This is a genomic window from Streptomyces camponoticapitis, from assembly GCF_014646115.1.
In the GTDB taxonomy this organism is placed as follows: Bacteria; Actinomycetota; Actinomycetes; order Streptomycetales; family Streptomycetaceae; genus Streptomyces; species Streptomyces camponoticapitis.
In genome coordinates, this window is sequence record NZ_BMMV01000018.1 from 42,204 (window position 1) to 57,909 (window position 15,706).

Genomic DNA, 15,706 nt, shown 5'->3' on the forward strand with positions numbered 1-15,706 from the left:
CGCCGTCGACCCACACACCGTGGAGCGGGCGTGGTTCATGGCGTCCAGGTGGAGCGCGCCACTGTACGAACGACCTGGACGCCATGGGCCGCGTCTGCTCGGCTCTGCCTGGGTCGACGGCGGACGGGATGGGAGCCCTCGCGCACGCCACTACCAGCCCGCAGCCGGGAACGGCGCCCCCTCCATCCCGGGGTCGGCCGATCCCCCGCCGGAGGCATCGCCTTGCCCGTGCGCCGCGCAATGCGGTGATCGACTCATGCCCACGGCCCTGCCCACATGTGGGCGCGCGTCGGCGGCGGCAGTGCCGAGCGGGCCGAAGGCAGGAGCGCGGGCGCAGCCAGAGCCCGGAAGCGCGCCCGGCGGAGCGGAGCGCAGCCGGGTGCCTTGAAAACGTAGAGAAAGTTGTTACTCGCGCTGCCGGGCGGGACCGTACTCCTGTGTGCAGGCTGGGAGGTTGATGCCGTGGCGGGTGGTGAGTTTGAGGAACTGGACCGGGCGGGCGGTCCATTGGATGGTCGTGGCGCCTTGCTGGAGCGTGAGAGTGACCGGCTCGCCCTGGACGAGGGACTGGAGTGCGTCGTGGTGGTCCTCCGACAGCCATTGCCATGCTTCCTCGAACGCCTCGGAGTTGAGGGTCGGCGAGAGGGTACGCACGGCGACTCTGATCCAGCGGACGGCCTGGGGCGCGGTTTCCACGTCGACGGAGCCCAGCAGCGTGGTGGCATCGCTGTTCGCGAGGCGGCTCGTGTGGCATTCGCACTGGTAGCCACGCAGGAGCACGGACGTCGGGCGGTTCATCGCGTCTGTCCCGTGGGGCGGGCGGAGAGCATGTAGCACGTCGTGTCGTCGTAGAGCCTGAGGACGTACGCCTCGCCCTGAGCCAGGGCTGATCGAGCCTGCTCTTGTTCGGGCTCGTCCAAGAGCCAGTGCCGTCCAGGGGCGGCATAGTGCCGGTCGAGTTGGTCCGTGACGTCGCGGACTCTGTTCCGAAGCCATCGGACAGCGAGCCGTGGACTGCTCGTCAGACGGCCTCCGAGGTGGAGAACGGGGCGGTCGGCCGTCGTGTGTGCGGTGGCCTCGCACCAGTAGCCGGTCTCATAAGCCCCGGTCATCGCCATGGCCGGCTGCCGGGATGGTGGGAGATGAGTTCCGCGGTGACGGTGAAGCCCTTGCCGGTGCCGTGGATGCTGACGTTGTGGGCCAGCGAGCTGACGATGTCGAGTCCCCGGCCGCGCAGTGCTTCCTTCTCCGCGTGCTCCACCTCGGGGACCGTGACGCTGCCCCCGGCATCGGTAACGGACACCGCGATCGCGTGGTCCGAGAGCGCGAGCACGACTTGGAACGCGCCGTTCTCCTCGCCGCTGGCCGTGTAGAGAAGCGCGTTGCTGCCCAGCTCGCTCACGATGAGCGTCACGTCATCTGCCCTTGGGTGCCCGGCAAGGATGTCGCGGGTCCATCTCCGCGCCCGGCCGACCTCTTCGCGGAAACCTGGGCAAGTCAGTCCCCAGACTCGCACTTTGCTCGTATACTCGTGCATACAAGTTCCTTTATGCTGGTGGGCGGCCATGGATCGTTGTTCAGTGCTAGATGAGTTTCACGCCGTCGTGGGCACGTACAGCGGCGGGGGACGCCGCATCCAGGGCGTCCAGTACGCGGATCGCGTATGCCTCGTCGGCCAGCTCCGCCGCTTCGTCGCGAGTGACCCAGCGCAGTGCTTTGGTTTCGTCGCCCGTGGTGGGTTGGCCCTCGATGGCCTGGCAGCGGAAGACGAGCGAGACGATCAGGCCCGTCATGTTCTTGTAGACGCCGGTCAGTGTCGCCGGAAGGGCGATCTTGATGCCGGTTTCCTCCAGGACTTCCCGCTGGAGGGCGTCGGGGAGAGTCTCGCCGGCCTCGACCACGCCGCCCGGCGGTTCCCAGTGCCCGTTGTCGCGTCGCTTGATCAGCAGGGCGCGACCGTGGTCGTCCACGATCACCCCGGCGACGCTCACGGAGTGGGGCCGTTCGGCTGTGGTCACGTTCGGCAGTCCTCGTCCAGTTGGCTGACTAGGCTCTCACCGTAGCAACTGGACTCAGCCTCTTGTCTAGATATCCAAAGGAGTACACGTGGCCGCTCTTACTCCCGGCCTGCTCGGCTCGCTGGACCCGACCAGTGACCGAGCCGTCTTCCGGCAGATCGCCGATCAACTGCGGGAAGCCATCGACAAGGGACGCTTCGCCGAGAGCTCCAAGCTGCCCTCGGAATCGGAGCTGGTCGAGCACTTCGGCGTGTCCCGCATGACCGTGCGCAACGCGCTCTCCATGCTCCAGAGCGAGGGCCTGGTCTCGTCCGAGCACGGCAAGGGCGTCTTCGTCCGGCCCCGCCCTCCGGTACGCCGACTGGCATCCGACCGATTCGCCCGACGCCACCGCGAACAGGGGAAGTCAGCCTTCATCGTAGAGGCCGACGCCGCCGGCAGCCGCCCGGAGGTGGACAACCTGGAGGTCAAGGAGGAGCGCCCGACCCCGGACATCTCCGCTCGGCTCGGCGCCCCGCGTCGCGTCCTGGCCAGGCGTCGCCGGTACCTGCTGGACGGCCGACCCGTCGAGTTCGCCGTCTCCTACCTGCCGCTCGACCTGGCCCGTAACACCCCCATCGCCCAGCCCAACCCCGGCCCCGGCGGGATCTACGCCCGACTCGAAGAACTGGGCCACAAGCTCGACCACTTCGAAGAAGAGATCAGGGCCCGGATGCCCTCCCCTCTGGAAGTGAAGACGCTGCGGCTCTCCTCCGGAGTGCCCGTGATCCATCTGATCCGCACCGCGTTCGACACCAAGGGCCGCCGCCGTCGAGCCGTGCCGCTTCCTGCGATGTGCATTGCGCCGCTTCGCTGGCACCGGATGCGCCAGGCCGCCGCCAAGCTGCGCGCGGGGGAATCATGGGACGACGGCGGGTACGTCTTCACCACCCGGAACGGGCGGCCGGTCGAGCCGCGCAACGTGTACCGCTCGTTCACCCGAGTCGCTGGATCTGCCGGCATCCGTGTCGTCCGGCTGCATGACGCCCGCCACGGCTGCGCCACCCTGCTTACTGCGGCCGGGGTCGCTCCTCGCGTCGTGATGGAGATCCTTGGGCACAGTCAGATCAGCATCACCATGGACGTCTATACCCACGTCGTCCAGGACACGCAGCGCGAGGCGATCAGTCACATGGACCGGCTGCTCAAGAGGCGTCCCGGCCGTCAGTGACCGCTAGCGTTGATGTCAGACCTGGATGTCAAAGACCCCCAGCCATGATCGGCTGGGGGTCTTTTGGCTGGTGCCCCCGGCAGGATTCGAACCTGCGACACCCGCTTTAGGAGAGCGGTGCTCTATCCCCTGAGCTACGGAGGCGGGGATCTGTCGGGGCGGTCGTTCGCGTCCCGGCAGGTTGGTGGCGGTGTGGGCCCTGGAGGGCCTGGTCGCCGGGGACAGTGTAGCGGGTGGGGGGTCTTCGGGGCGCGGGGGTTCGGCGGGGTGGGTCGCTCGATCAGGGGGTGGCGTGGGGGGCCGCAGAACCTGGGAGGGGGGCTGGGCGTTGGGGCGGTGTGAGGAGCATTCCTGAGCCCGTGTGGCCCGTCGTCGTGCTGGCCGTGATCCAGTTCGGGGACGGGGTTCTCTGTGTCGGGCCCGTGCGTTTCGTGCGGGAGTGCTTCCAGGACGTGGGATTTCCGCGGCGGTGGTGGTGGGTCGCTCCGCCCGTCAAGTTCGCCGCCGCAGGCGGGCTGGTCGCCGGGATCTGGGTGCCCGTGCTCGGGGCCGTCACCGTGTGGGCGTTGGTGGGCTACTTCGTCGTGGCCATCTCCATGCACGTCCGGGCTCGGGACTTCGGGCGGAATCTGTTCCTCAACGCCGTCGGGATGCTTGTCATCTGTGTCCTGGTCGCGCTGTACAGCTTTGTTCTGTAGGCCCCCGGTGCCGGGGCGGATGTCCCGGCACCGGGGGACTCGGGCCTCAGTGCACGCTCTCCCGCGTTGCCTCCCCCTCCGGGGCCTTAGCCTGCGCGTCATCCGGTGCCTCGCGCAGGCCGAACCTGCGGTGGAAGCGGGCCAGCGGTCCTGGTGCCCACCAGTTCGCGCGGCCCGCCAGGCGCATGAAGGCCGGGACCAGGGCGCCCCGTACCAGCGTCGCGTCCATCAGGACCGCGACGGCCAGGCCCAGGCCGATGGCCTTCAGATACGAGATCCCCGACAGGACGAAGCCCAGCCACACGATGGCGATCAGCCCCGCCGCGGCCGTCACCATCGCGCCGGTGCGCTCCAGGCCCCGGGCCACCGCGAGTTGGTTGTCCCCCGAGCGGTCCCACTCCTCCTTGATCCGGGAGAGCAGGAAGACCTCGTAGTCCATCGACATGCCGAACGCGATGCAGAACAGCAGGACCGGCACGGTCCAGGTGATCGTGTCGGTGACCACGAAGTCCCCGACGATGCCCTCCAGATGGCCGTCCTGGAACCCCCAGACAAGCACACCGAACGTGGCGCTGAGGCTGAGGCAGTTGAGGACGAGCGCCTTCAGCGGCAGCACCAGCGAGCCGGTGAAGAGGAAGAGCAGGATGAACGTCGTGACACCGATGATCGCGAGGGCCGTCGGCAGCTCGTCGTACATGGAGTCCAGCGAGTCCACCAGTTCCGCCGCGGGACCGCCGACCTGGACGTCGTACGGTGCCTCCGTCGCGCGGATGTCCTTGACGAGCTGTTCGCCCTCCTCGCTCAGCGACTCGCTCTTCGGGATCACCGAGAGATACGTGCTGTTGTCCGCGCTGAACCGGTCCGAGCCCGGCCCCGGCGGGGCGACCCGCTCACCGGCCGCGAAGGAGCCGGCCTCGCTGTCCACCCGCGCCACGTTGCCGAGCGTGGACAGCTGTTGTACGTACGACTCCACCGAACGCTCCCCGGTCGGCGGGGTGTCGCTCAGCACCACGCTCAGCGCCTGCGACTCCTGCGCGCTGAAGTCCTCCCGCAGGATGTCGCTGATCTGCCGCGACTGGGTGTCGGCCGGCAGGACGCGGTCGTCGGCGAGGCTCATGTGCAGGGACAGGAACGGCGAGCCGAGGAAGAGCAGCAGCCCGATCACGGCGACCGCGACCGGCACCGGGAAGCGCATGACGGTCGTCGCGAGGCGGTACCAGAAGCGCTCGGACTCCGGCTTCGGCGGCTTCTCCTCCTTGCCGCGCCCGAGAACACGGATGCGGCCCTTGTCGATCCGCGGGCCCAGCGCCTTCAGCAGCGCGGGCAGGAAGGTGACGGAGACGATCGCCGCCAGCAGGGCTGTCGGAATGCCCGCGTACGCGAACGACCGCAGGAAGTAGAACGGGAAGACCAGCAGACCGGCGAGCGCGAGCGCCACCGTCACCGCAGAGAACAGGACGGTACGGCCGGCCGTGCGCAGCGCGGTCGCGATCGCCTCGTCCGTGCCGGCCCCGCCGTGCAGTTCCTCGCGGTACCGCTTGAGGAGGATGAGGCCGTAGTCGATGGCCAGGCCGAGCCCGAGTCCGGTCGCGACGTTGGTCGCCAGCACGGAGACGTCGGTGAACAGCGTGAGGACACGGAGCGTCAGCAGGACGGACACGATGGTCAGTCCGGCGACCATCAGCGGCACCAGCGCTGCCACGACACCGCGGAAGACGAACAGCATCACGACCAGCAGGACGGGGAAGGTGACCATCTCGATCAGGAGCAGGTCGTCCTGCGTGGTGTCCGTGATCTCCTTGTTGGCGACCGCGGCGCCGCCCACACGGGTGTCCAGGCCCTCGACCGTGCCGTCGTACTCCGGCTGGATCCGTTCCAGCGTCTTCTGTACCTGGTCCTCGTCGCCGGTGATCCGTACGAGGACCAGCGCGCTGTCGCCGCCCTCGCCGCGCAGGGCCGGGGCCTTCCCCAACGTCCAGTAGGACAGGGCCTGTTCGACCCCGTCCTCTTCGCCGATGCGTTCGGTCAGCCGTTCACCAGCCGCGCCGACCGCCGGATCGTCTACGCCGCGGCTGTCCGAGACCAGCAGGGTCAGATTCGGGGCGCCCGAAGCGAAACGGGTGTCCAGGACCTCGGCCGTCTTCGCGGATTCGGTGGAACTGTCGGTGAATCCACCGGCGGAGAGAGTCGAGATCACACCACCGCCCAGCGCCCCGGCAAGCACCAGGAGCACGCCGGAGAGATAGAGGACCAGCTTGCTGCGCTGCGTGGTGAATCTGGCCAGTGAGGCGAACATTCGGCAACCTTTCGAGGGGGAACGCCGTTTCGGGGGCCGGCGCGTCGATCCCGTTCACACGAGCGAGGGAGGAGCGTGCGAGCCCATCGCCGTCAGTGGCAACTCTGCGCGCGTCGGGGCCGGTTGGGTGGCCGGGGGTGGGGCACGGCCGGTTCGGTGACGGGTTGCGGAAGGGTGGCTGAGGGGTCGCTGAGGGGTGGCCTCACGGGTCGCTGACGGGCGTTGGGCGGCATGCTCCCCGACTACGGTCCCGCAACGCGCGACTGCGCACAATGACAGGTGTGTGCGGGTCATTTCCCGCATGACTGCTATATCTAACTGCCGCTTCACCCTCCTAAATTGCGGCGACAACAGGCGACAACCGTCGAGGTCGATCCGAGACAATCCCTGGAGGGAAAGCGAATGAGCCAGCGTGAGAGGACCGCTGTCATCGGCGGAGGTATGGCAGGCTGCGCCGCCGCCAAAGAGTTGATCAAGGCGGGGCGCGAGGTTGTCATCTTCGAGGCGGCCGCCGGGCTCGGTGGCCGGGCCCGTTCGTGGCACCGTTCGGAGATCGAGCCCTCCGTCGGCATCAACCTCTGGTTCACCAGCTTCTACAAGCTGATGTTCGAGCGGATTCACGAGTACGGGCTGGAGGACCAGCTCGTGGAGATGTCCAACAACGTCATCGTCGTGGACAACGGACAGCCCGCCGAGCTCCTCTCCGACTCGCTGCGCAGCCTCCTCACGTACAAGCACGTCGGCCTCCGGGACCGGATCGGCTTCCTGACCGGCACGCTGAAGGAGACGCGTCTGCGCAAGCAGCTCGACATCTTCGACCCGGTCAAGCTCGCGCCGTTCGACGACGGCACGACCGCGGCGGAGTACGCCCGCAAGAGCCTGTCGCAGCGCGGCTTCGACAATCTGCTGCGGCCGGAGATCGAGTCGTTCTGGCTCTGGCGCTGCGAGGACGTGTCCGCCGCGCACGTACGGGCGATGCAGGCGCAGGTCGCCGGAGCGAAGTTCTATGTGTTCCGCAACGGCATGGAGGTCATCGCGGAGCGCAACGCCGAGGGTGCCGACATCCGGCTCGAACACGAGGTCACCGACCTTCAGGTGACGGGCGGGCGCGTGCACATCACGGCGCGGTCGGCGGACGGCGAGAGCCACGCGGAGATCTTCGACGACGTCGTGGTGGCGACGACCGCGCCGGTCGCCGCCAAGCTGACGGCGGCGCTGCCGAACGACATCGTGGGGCGCGACACCCGGGAGTTCCTGGAGACCCAGGTGTACGAGCCGGCGCTGTCGGTCTCGTACCTGGTCGACTTCAGCAGCATGCCGTCCGAGGCGCACATCGTGGCGGCGGGCGCGGACGATCCGCCGGTGAAGACGATCATCACCTTCCCGCGCAAGGTCAAGGACGCGCAGGGGCGTTCGGTGGACAAGCACCTGGCGTTCGTCTACCCGGGCCGCGCGGAGACGCGGCGGCTGCTCGCGATGTCGCCCGAGGAGCAGTACGCGGAGACGACACGGCTGGTCACGAAGTTGTGGCCGGACTTCCCGGCGGACGCGGAACCGTTCGAGATCGCGGTCCGCCCCCACGCGATGCCCCTGCCGGCACCGGGCCGCTACCGCATGTCGGCGCGCGTCATCGGCCTCCAGCACGCGCCGGTGGTGTTCGCGGGCGACTACTTCACGGCGCCGATCTCGGAGGCGGCGATGCTCTCGGGCATCCGGGCGGCGGAGAAGCTGACGACGGCAGGGAAGTTGACGCCGACGAGTGCGGCGCCGACGACTGCGCCGACGAGTGCGGCGGCGGGCTGAGGAGGACGACGGAGGGAGCGGGAGAGGGAGGGGTAGAAGCGATGGATGCGTTCACTCCCGTGGACGCGGGGCGTGGGGCCCTGCGGCCGGGCGGCGGGGCGTCGGCCTCGGGGGAGGTTACGGCTTCCGGTACGGCCACGTCCCGCGCGGGCGCGGCGGCCCCCGGCGCCGGTACGGCCATGGGCGCTGCGCGTCCTGGCGCTGCCGGTGGTGACGCCCGCGACGGCTCCGGCGCAGGCACGGCGCTCGGTGCGGCGTCTGCCGCCGGTACGGATACGGCCTTCGGTGCGGCTGGGGGCGGGACCGGTGGGGTGGGCGCCGAGGGCGCTGCGCGCCTTGGTGCTGCCGGTGCGGTCGCGTCCCGCAGGAGCGCGGAGTCGGCCCCCGGAACCGGTACGACCTCCGGCGCGGCGTACGCCTCCGGTGCGGCAGAGGCTCGGACGGCGGCGGCCGGGGGCGGTACGGCCACGTCCCGCGCCGGCGCGGCGCCCCCAGCCCCCGGAGCCCGGGCTCGGCTCGTCGCCTATGCGCGGCTGGCCAAGTTTGAGTTCGTACTCGACTACTACCTCAGCATGCTCGTCCTCTGGACCGCCCTCGCCGGCGGGGCGCGGTTCGCTCCCGACACGTTCACCACGCTGCTCCTCTTCCTCCTGGGCGAGATCGGGGTCATCTCCGCCGTCATGGCCCTCGACGACGTCAACGGGATCAAGGACGGCAGCGACCGCGCCAACTACCTCGGCGCCGGGGGCACCCCCCTTCGGCCCCTCGCGCGCAAACCCCTCCTCACGGGGGCGCTCACCGTCCCGCAGGCCACCCGGTTCGGGTATCTGAGTCTGGTCTGGGGCGCCGTCCTCTGGACCGCGTCCGCCGTCGCCGCCCCCGAGCGGCCGTTGTGGGCGCTGGTCGTCACCGGGCTGGTGCTGTTCGCCGGGTTCCAGTACTCCTGGGGGCTCAAGCTCAGCTACCGCGGTCTCGGTGAAGTCCTCATCATGGGCTGCCCGTTGGTCATCGTCGTCGCGCCGTACGGCTTCGTGACCGGGCAGCTGCCCGCCCTCGTCCTCGTACAGGCCGTGCTGTTCGGGCTCTGGCAGATCCTTGTCTCCTGCTACTCCAACACCAAGGACATCAGCGGCGACGCGGCCGTCGGCCGCAGCACCGTCGCGGTGCACGCGTCCGCGCGCGGCAATCTGCTCTTCATCGGCGCGCTCTCCGCCGTCGATCTGCTGCTGACCGTCGGAGCGTCGGCCGTCGGCTGGGCACCGTGGTGGTTCTTCGCCGCCCTGCTGCCCGAAATGGCGCTGCGGCTGCGCCAGTTCATCTCCTTCAGCCGCAACGGCGACGCACTGCTGGCACGCAGGCGAGGAGTGGTGGCGTTCCGGACGGGCGTCGCCGGGATCGTCCTGGCCAACCTCATCCACTTCGCGAGCTGAGGGGCGACGGCCGCGGCGCCCGAGCCGGCGGCCCGAACTCCGGACAGGACACACAGACATGGGAAACAGGAACAAACCGACCGGACTCGGCCTGCTCTTCGACGAACACGCGCTCGCGGGCCGCAGTACCGCCTTCCATCTCAGCCGTCCCTTCGACATCGCCCCCGGCGCCGGCACCGACTTCAGTGTGGCGGGTCTCGCCGAGCTGGTGCAGGAGACCTCCGGCCTGCTGTACGCGGCGGGGGCACGGGCCGGCGACCGGGTCGCCATCGCCAAGGACAACCACTGGGACTATCTGATCCTCGCCTGCGCGACCGCCCGCTTCGGCGGCCTGCCCGTGCTGATCGCGGGCAGCCTCCCGGCGCAGACGCTGGGCACCGTACTCAAGCGCGCCGACGCGCAGTTGCTGGTCACCACCGCCGACATCCTCGGCCGCGCGGCCGAGCAGGGGGTGGACCTGAAGTCCCTCGTCCCGCGCACGGTGACCGTCGGCGCCGCGCCGCCCGGCACCTCACCCGCCGCGCCCCCCGGCACCGTCGCGCTGGACGACCTGCGCGGGGCGCGCACCCCGGGCGCGTACCGTACGGCCGGCTACGAACCGATGGTCGCCACCCACACCTCCGGCACCACCGGCGTCCCGAAGCTCGTCGTGCACTCCGTCGACACCGTGCTCGGCCACCTCGGCCGCACCGAGTCGCTGCGCTTCCCGATCGTGGCCATGAAGCGCTCCGACACGGTGGCCACCGCCACCCCCTTCAACCACATGCGGATGATCACCTGGAGCACCGGCACGCTGAGGCTGGAGCCCAAGGACGCGTTGGTGCTCGCCGACGCGCGTCCGGCCACCGCGGAGCGGATGTTCGCGGGGCGGCGGCCGACCTACCTGGAGGCGCTGCCCGCCACGTACATCGGCTGGCAGGAACTGGCCGGAAGGCGGCCGGAGTTGTACGGGAGGGTACGGCTCTACGTGAGCACCTTCGACGCCATCCACCCGCCCACCGTCCGCCGCTTCCTGCACGCCAGCGAGCGGCGCTTCCCGGCCTGGCTCCAGGGCTGGGGCCAGTCCGAGACCGGTCCCATGACCTTCCGGCTGCTCACCCGCAGGGCGCTCGCCGCCAAGGGCGACCGGCACCCCACGACGCGGGACGTGGGCCGCCCGATCCCCGGCTTCACCGGGATGAAGGTGGTGGACCCGGCGACGATGAAGCCGGTCCCCAACGGCAAGCCGGGCGTACTGCTCACCCGCACCGACGGGCGCTGCATCGGCTACCTCGGCGAGCAGCGGCGCTGGCAGGACAAGGCGCGCGGCAAGTGGTGGAACACCGGCGACTACGGCGTACGCACCGCCGCGGGCGCCTTCCGGCTGCTGGACCGTGAGGTGGACGTGATCCCCGGAATGAGCTGCATCGAGCTGGAGGACGTACTGGCCGACCGGCTGCCGCAGCTGCTGGAGGCCGCCGTGATCGGTATCCCGGGGCAGCTCCCGCTGCCGGTGGTCTGCACCCGGGACGGCTCGCTGGACGAGGCGGAGTGGGCGCGCGCGACCGCGGACCTGCCGGCGCTCGGGGCGCCGCGCGTGCTGCCGCTGGCGGAGATCCCGCGTACGAGTACGGGCAAGGTGCGCCGGGTCGAACTGCGCGAGCGGCTGCTGGGAGAGGAGACGTACGGCACGGGCCGCTGGACCTAGGGGTGCCAGGCCGGGGGAGCGGCAGGCCGAACGCGCCCCCGCGCAGGGCGTCCCGGCTCGGAGCGTTGTCGGGCCGACGGCGTCCGGGCTTCGCGCCTGCCAGGGCCCCCGTGCCCCCGGGCCGAGGGCCCCAGGCCGAACGCGCCCCCGCCCAGCGCGCCCCCGCCCAGCGCGCCCCCGCCCCGGCGAACAGGAGCCCCCCGTGTCCGGACCAGAGCCAGAGCGTCGAGAGAGGAGTGCACCAGCATGAGAGAGACGAGCACGCACGTCGATGTGGCCGTCATCGGTGGCGGGATCGCCGGTCTCACCGCCGCGTACCGGCTGAAGGAAGCCGGCCGCGCGCCCGAGGTGTTCGAGGCCGACAGCGACGTCGGCGGCCGGATGCGCGCGCACAAGGAGGACGGCTGGCTGGTGGAGAGCGGCACCGAGACCCTCGCCTCGCACGGCTACCCGGCCACCTGGCGGCTGATCAAGGACGTCGGTCTCGACCGGGACGGCGGGGTGCTCAAGGTCGGCAGCCTCGCCGGTGTCTGGCGCGACGGCAAGGCGCACGCGGGCAGCGGGCACTGGGTGGGCACCCTCACCGGCGCCGGACTGTCGCCCGGCGGCCGGGTGGCCATGACCGGGATGCTGGGCGGACTGCTGCCCTCGCTCGGCAAGGTCAGCACCCGGCGGCCGGGAGAGAGCCCGCTGGGGCTGCGTACGGTCGCCGAGTTCGCCGACGGCAGACACCCGGACCTGCACGACTATCTGCTCCAGCCGGCGGCGAGCACCGGCTGGGCCTGGGACACCCGGCGGTCGTGCGTCGCGCCGCTGGTCGCCACCATGGTCGCCACCCGCGGGCTGCACGGCTGGCGTACGTACCGGGACGGGATGGACTCCCTCGCCAGGAAGGTCGCGGAAGGGCTGACCGTGCACACCGGCCGAGCGGTCCGGGAGGTCACCGAGATCCACGACGGCGGCGTACGGCTCGTCTTCACCGACGGCGCGGTGGTGACGGCCCGTGAGGCCGTACTCGCGGTGCCCGCGCCGGTGGCCGGAAAGCTCTACCCGTCGGCGCCCGCGGGCGAACTCCCCTTCCTGCACGCCACGTCGTACTCCCGGATGATCCGTGTGACCTGTCTGGTCGACCGTCCCCTGGCGGTCCGTCAGTCGCGCGGAACGAAGAAGGTCTACGCGCTGCTCATCCCGGAGAAGGAGGACGGTTACCTGGCCGGTCTGACCTTCGAGCACTTCAAGGCCGCCAACCGGGCGCCGCGTGGAAAGGGACTGGTCAGCATGTTGTCGGCGGCCCGCGCCACCGACGAGTTGATGGACCGGCCGGACGAGGAGGTCGTGGAGGCGCTGCTGGGGCGGGCCACGAGGTACGTGCCCGAGCTGCGTACGGCGCTGAGCAGGGCGTACGTGCACCGCTTCCCGTACGCCGCCCCCGAGGCGACCCCGGACGCCCTGCGTCTTCAGGGCGCCTTCCTGGACCGGCCCACGCGGGCGGTCGAGTTCGCGGGGGACTGGGTCTTCCAGCGCCCGACGAGCGAAGCCGCCGTGCAGGCGGGGGAGTTGGCCGCGGAGCGGATCCTTTCGCGGCGGCTGCGCTCGGCCACGCACGTACACGATCACGCCCGCACATAGGCGCCATCCGCCACAGGGCCGCCCACTCGCCGATCATTCGGCGGGCCGGGCGGCCTTTCGCGTGCTCGGAGCGGGTGTGGGGACGGTCGGGCATCCGTCCGATGACCCGTCAATGAGCGCCCGCTGAACGCTCCTTGACCGGCCGTTGGACGGGCCCTGTGAGATTTCCGGGGGAGAGAAATAACGAGTCAGTCGTGCGAACAAGATGAGCCACGGGGGCTGGAATGCGCGCCCAGAGCAACGAAGGAACAGAAGGAAAGATCCGTATCGTCGAGACCACGCGGCCGGGCAGAGTTCCCGCGAGCCCCGTCGCCCAACCCACCACCACCCGGCCGACGAACCAGCCGACGGGCCAGCCCACGCCCCAGGCCACCACTCACCAGCGGGCGCGCTACGCGCTCACCTCACGGGTCGGCAGGGACGCGGAGCTGGCCGACCTGAAGGCCCGCGCCACCGCGCCGAACGGGCAGATACTCACGCTCACCGGCCCGGTCGGCGTGGGCAAGAGCCGGCTGGCCGACGCGCTTTTCGACGAGATCTCCGGAGACTTCGCCGACGGCGGGCGTTACGTGGAGCTGGACACCCTCCAGCTGGCTGCGGACGACCCCGACGGCGGGCTCGCCCGCGCGGTCGCGGAGGCGCTCGGTCTGACGCCGGGGCCGGCCCTCGCCGGTACCGCCTCGGACGACGTGTACGCCAACGCCGACGCGGACGCCGGCGCGGACACCGGCGCGGCCGGGAACGGCGGTGACGGCGGCGGTGACGGCGGTGACGCCGATGGCGTGAACTCACCGCTCGATCTGCTGCGCGAGTACCTCCGCGGGCGGGACTTCCTGCTCGTACTCGACTGCGGCAACCGCCCGCCGCGCGGTATCTGCGCGCTGTGGGAGGCGGTCGCGGCGGCGGCCCGGCGGCTCTGTCTGCTGACCGTCGGCACGCAGGTGCTCGGGATGTACGGGGAGCACCGGGTCCCGCTCGTCCCGCTGGCGGTACCGACGGCGCACGACACGGCCGATCTGGGCCGCCTCGGGCAGGTCGACTCCGTACGGCTCCTGGTGGACCGTACGAAGGCGGTACGGCCCGGGTTCCGGCTCACGCAGGAGAACCGTGAGACCGTCGCCAGGCTCTGTCAGATGCTCGACGGGCTGCCGCTGTCGATCGAACTGGCCGCGGCGCGGCTGAAGGTGAGTTCGCCGCGTGCCCTGCTGGACGAACTGAGCCGGTCGCCCGGCACGCTGACGGACCCGGGCGCGGGAGCCGGCCCCGGCGCCGAAGCGGCGGATGGCGGCCCGGCGGCCGGGGTGGACACCCTGGGGCTTCCGCCGGCCTCCGTCGAACTCCTTGTACGGCTGGGGGTGTTCACCGAGAGCTTCGGTGTCGCCGAGGCCGCCGGGGTCTTCGAACTCCCGCTGGAAGTCACCCGCCAGGCGCTGGAGGAGATGGTCGACCACAGCGCGCTGCTGACCGAGGAGCAGCGGGACGGCAGCATCCGGTTCTGGATGCTCCGCGGGTCCAGGGCGCAGGCCCTGGAACACCTCAGGCGGCGGGGCGCTCTGGGACCGGTCCGGGCGGACCACGCGGTCTTCTTCATGCGCCAACTGCACAGCATCCGAAGGCAGTTGGAGGGGCCTGGGCAGACCGTGGCGCTGGAGCAGTTCGACCACTGGCACCAAGAGGTGCTGGCGGCACTGGAGTTCTTGTCGGAGGCGGGCAACGGCGAGGCGGTGGCGACACTGGCCGCCGCTTCCCAGCCGTACTGGCTGCTGCGCGGCGAGGTCGAGAGCGCCACGTACTGGCTGTCCGGCGCGGTGGACCTCGGCATCGAGCGCTGTCGCGTACGGCTCGCCGCGCTGGAAGCACTCGGCGAGGCACTGCTCCTGACGGACGACCCGGCCGCGGCCAAGCCCTGGCTGGACGAGTGCCTGGCGGTGTACACCGAACTGGCCGACATCCCCGGGATCACGACCGTACGCCAGCACCTGGCCAGGCTCGCCCAGATCGAACGGAATCTGCCCGCCGCCGAGAACCTGTTGACCCTGGCGCTCGCCGACCTCGACCCGCGGGGCGGCGGCCAGTGGTCCCGGGGGGCGGTCCTGGCCCGCCTGGCGGAGGTGCGCAGGGACCGGGGCGACACGGCGTCGGCGGCGCGGCACGCGACAGAGGCGGTACGGCTCTTCGAGCGGGCCGAGGACGCCCGCTCGGCGGCCCGCGCCAAACTCACCCTCGCGGGCCTCACGGGCGCCCAGGGCGACTACAACCGGGCCGAACAACTGGCCTGCCGGGCACTGCTGTTGCTGCACGACCGGGGCGATCTGCCGGAAGTGGCACGGGGCTTGACGGTGCTGGCCGAGATCCTCACCCACAAGTACGGGCGCACAGCGGCGGTCTGGGAGCGGGCGGCACGCCTGCTCGGCGCGGCGGACGCGCTCCGCCGCCGGGTCGGCGACACCCTGGTGGGCCAGCCGGGGGCGGTCAGCGGTGCGCTCCTCGGCCAGGTCAGCGAACGGATGGGCCCCAGCGCCTTCGACACGGCCTGGCAACAGGGCGGCCGCTGCACCCCGGACGAGGCGGTCGCACTGGCGCTGGCCCTGATCGAACCGCCCGAACACCAGCCGCACCCCACGGACCTCGTCGGCTCGCTGACCCGCCGCGAACACGAGGTGGCGATGCTGGTCACGGAGGGCCTGACCAACAGAGAGGTGGCGCGCAGGCTGGGCATCGCGGAGTGGACGGCGGTGAACCACATGCGCAAGGTGATGCAGAAACTGGGCTGCACATCCCGCGTCCAAGTGGCGGGCCGCATGCTGCGCCCCCTGGACCAGGGCGCGGGCGCGACGGGCCCGACGGGGGACTTGACGCGCCGCTAGGTGTTCTGACCCGGAGGGTCGCCGGCTCGGCCGGCGGGCGGCGATCCTCCGGGGGGGGGGGGGGGGGG

General features: G+C 70.9%; 11 protein-coding genes and 1 tRNA gene. 7 read left to right on the top strand and 5 right to left on the bottom strand.

What is annotated here, in order from left to right:
* Positions 1 to 405 precede the first annotated feature (405 nt).
* The 3 genes from IEY79_RS24785 to IEY79_RS24795 form a co-directional block, all read right to left on the bottom strand.
* A complete protein-coding gene (locus IEY79_RS24785; protein ID WP_189109804.1) occupies positions 406 to 798 on the bottom strand; it encodes a hypothetical protein in 393 nt (130 codons plus the stop codon).
* Positions 799 to 1,108: 310 nt separating this feature from the next.
* Positions 1,109 to 1,537, bottom strand: coding sequence for an ATP-binding protein (locus tag IEY79_RS24790; RefSeq protein WP_189109805.1), 429 nt, complete (start codon positions 1,535 to 1,537; stop codon positions 1,109 to 1,111).
* A gap of 46 nt (positions 1,538 to 1,583) precedes the next feature.
* Positions 1,584 to 1,991 (bottom strand): NUDIX hydrolase, encoded by a 408-nt coding sequence (locus IEY79_RS24795; protein WP_189109919.1) that lies wholly within the window; start codon positions 1,989 to 1,991, stop codon positions 1,584 to 1,586.
* A 115-nt stretch (positions 1,992 to 2,106) separates the two neighbouring features.
* On the opposite strand from IEY79_RS24795, the gene IEY79_RS24800 reads away from it, so the two are divergent.
* Entirely contained in the window at positions 2,107 to 3,228 is a 1,122-nt protein-coding gene (locus IEY79_RS24800; RefSeq protein WP_189109806.1) for a GntR family transcriptional regulator, read from the top strand.
* Between the two features lie 68 nt (positions 3,229 to 3,296).
* Here IEY79_RS24800 and IEY79_RS24805 read toward each other — a convergent pair.
* Positions 3,297 to 3,372 (bottom strand) — tRNA-Arg (locus IEY79_RS24805).
* A gap of 215 nt (positions 3,373 to 3,587) precedes the next feature.
* Here IEY79_RS24805 and IEY79_RS24810 point away from each other — a divergent pair.
* Positions 3,588 to 3,926, top strand: a complete 339-nt coding sequence (locus IEY79_RS24810) for a DoxX family protein (protein WP_229701097.1) — start codon at positions 3,588 to 3,590, stop codon at positions 3,924 to 3,926.
* Between the two features lie 46 nt (positions 3,927 to 3,972).
* Here the strand turns inward: IEY79_RS24810 and IEY79_RS24815 are convergent, their stop codons facing one another.
* Positions 3,973 to 6,222: an MMPL family transporter gene (locus tag IEY79_RS24815; RefSeq protein WP_189109807.1), complete on the bottom strand. Its 2,250-nt coding sequence runs from the start codon at positions 6,220 to 6,222 to the stop codon at positions 3,973 to 3,975.
* 402 nt (positions 6,223 to 6,624) lie between these two features.
* Between IEY79_RS24815 and IEY79_RS24820 the strand changes: the two genes are divergently transcribed.
* The 5 genes from IEY79_RS24820 (at position 6,625) to IEY79_RS24840 (ending at position 15,638) form a co-directional block, all read left to right on the top strand.
* Complete coding sequence (locus tag IEY79_RS24820) at positions 6,625 to 8,025, top strand: FAD-dependent oxidoreductase (protein WP_189109808.1); 1,401 nt, start codon at positions 6,625 to 6,627, stop codon at positions 8,023 to 8,025.
* 41 nt (positions 8,026 to 8,066) lie between these two features.
* Positions 8,067 to 9,455 carry a UbiA family prenyltransferase gene (locus tag IEY79_RS37490; RefSeq protein ID WP_229701098.1) on the top strand — a complete coding sequence of 463 codons (1,389 nt, stop codon included), beginning with the start codon at positions 8,067 to 8,069 and terminating at the stop codon, positions 9,453 to 9,455.
* A 58-nt stretch (positions 9,456 to 9,513) separates the two neighbouring features.
* Complete coding sequence (locus IEY79_RS24830) at positions 9,514 to 11,142, top strand: class I adenylate-forming enzyme family protein (RefSeq protein ID WP_189109809.1); 1,629 nt, start codon at positions 9,514 to 9,516, stop codon at positions 11,140 to 11,142.
* Between the two features lie 246 nt (positions 11,143 to 11,388).
* Entirely contained in the window at positions 11,389 to 12,771 is a 1,383-nt protein-coding gene (locus tag IEY79_RS24835) for a protoporphyrinogen/coproporphyrinogen oxidase (RefSeq protein ID WP_189109810.1), read from the top strand.
* A 224-nt stretch (positions 12,772 to 12,995) separates the two neighbouring features.
* A complete protein-coding gene (locus tag IEY79_RS24840; protein WP_189109811.1) occupies positions 12,996 to 15,638 on the top strand; it encodes an ATP-binding protein in 2,643 nt (880 codons plus the stop codon).
* Positions 15,639 to 15,706 lie beyond the last annotated feature (68 nt).

Coding starts and splice junctions, on each gene's coding strand:
- IEY79_RS24785 (WP_189109804.1), bottom strand. CDS start 798: ATGAACCGCCCGACGTCCGTGCTCCTGCGTGGCTACCAGTGCGAATGC.
- IEY79_RS24790 (WP_189109805.1), bottom strand. CDS start 1,537: ATGCACGAGTATACGAGCAAAGTGCGAGTCTGGGGACTGACTTGCCCA.
- IEY79_RS24815 (WP_189109807.1), bottom strand. CDS start 6,222: ATGTTCGCCTCACTGGCCAGATTCACCACGCAGCGCAGCAAGCTGGTC.
- IEY79_RS24820 (WP_189109808.1), top strand. CDS start 6,625: ATGAGCCAGCGTGAGAGGACCGCTGTCATCGGCGGAGGTATGGCAGGC.
- IEY79_RS37490 (WP_229701098.1), top strand. CDS start 8,067: ATGGATGCGTTCACTCCCGTGGACGCGGGGCGTGGGGCCCTGCGGCCG.
- IEY79_RS24830 (WP_189109809.1), top strand. CDS start 9,514: ATGGGAAACAGGAACAAACCGACCGGACTCGGCCTGCTCTTCGACGAA.
- IEY79_RS24835 (WP_189109810.1), top strand. CDS start 11,389: ATGAGAGAGACGAGCACGCACGTCGATGTGGCCGTCATCGGTGGCGGG.
- IEY79_RS24840 (WP_189109811.1), top strand. CDS start 12,996: ATGCGCGCCCAGAGCAACGAAGGAACAGAAGGAAAGATCCGTATCGTC.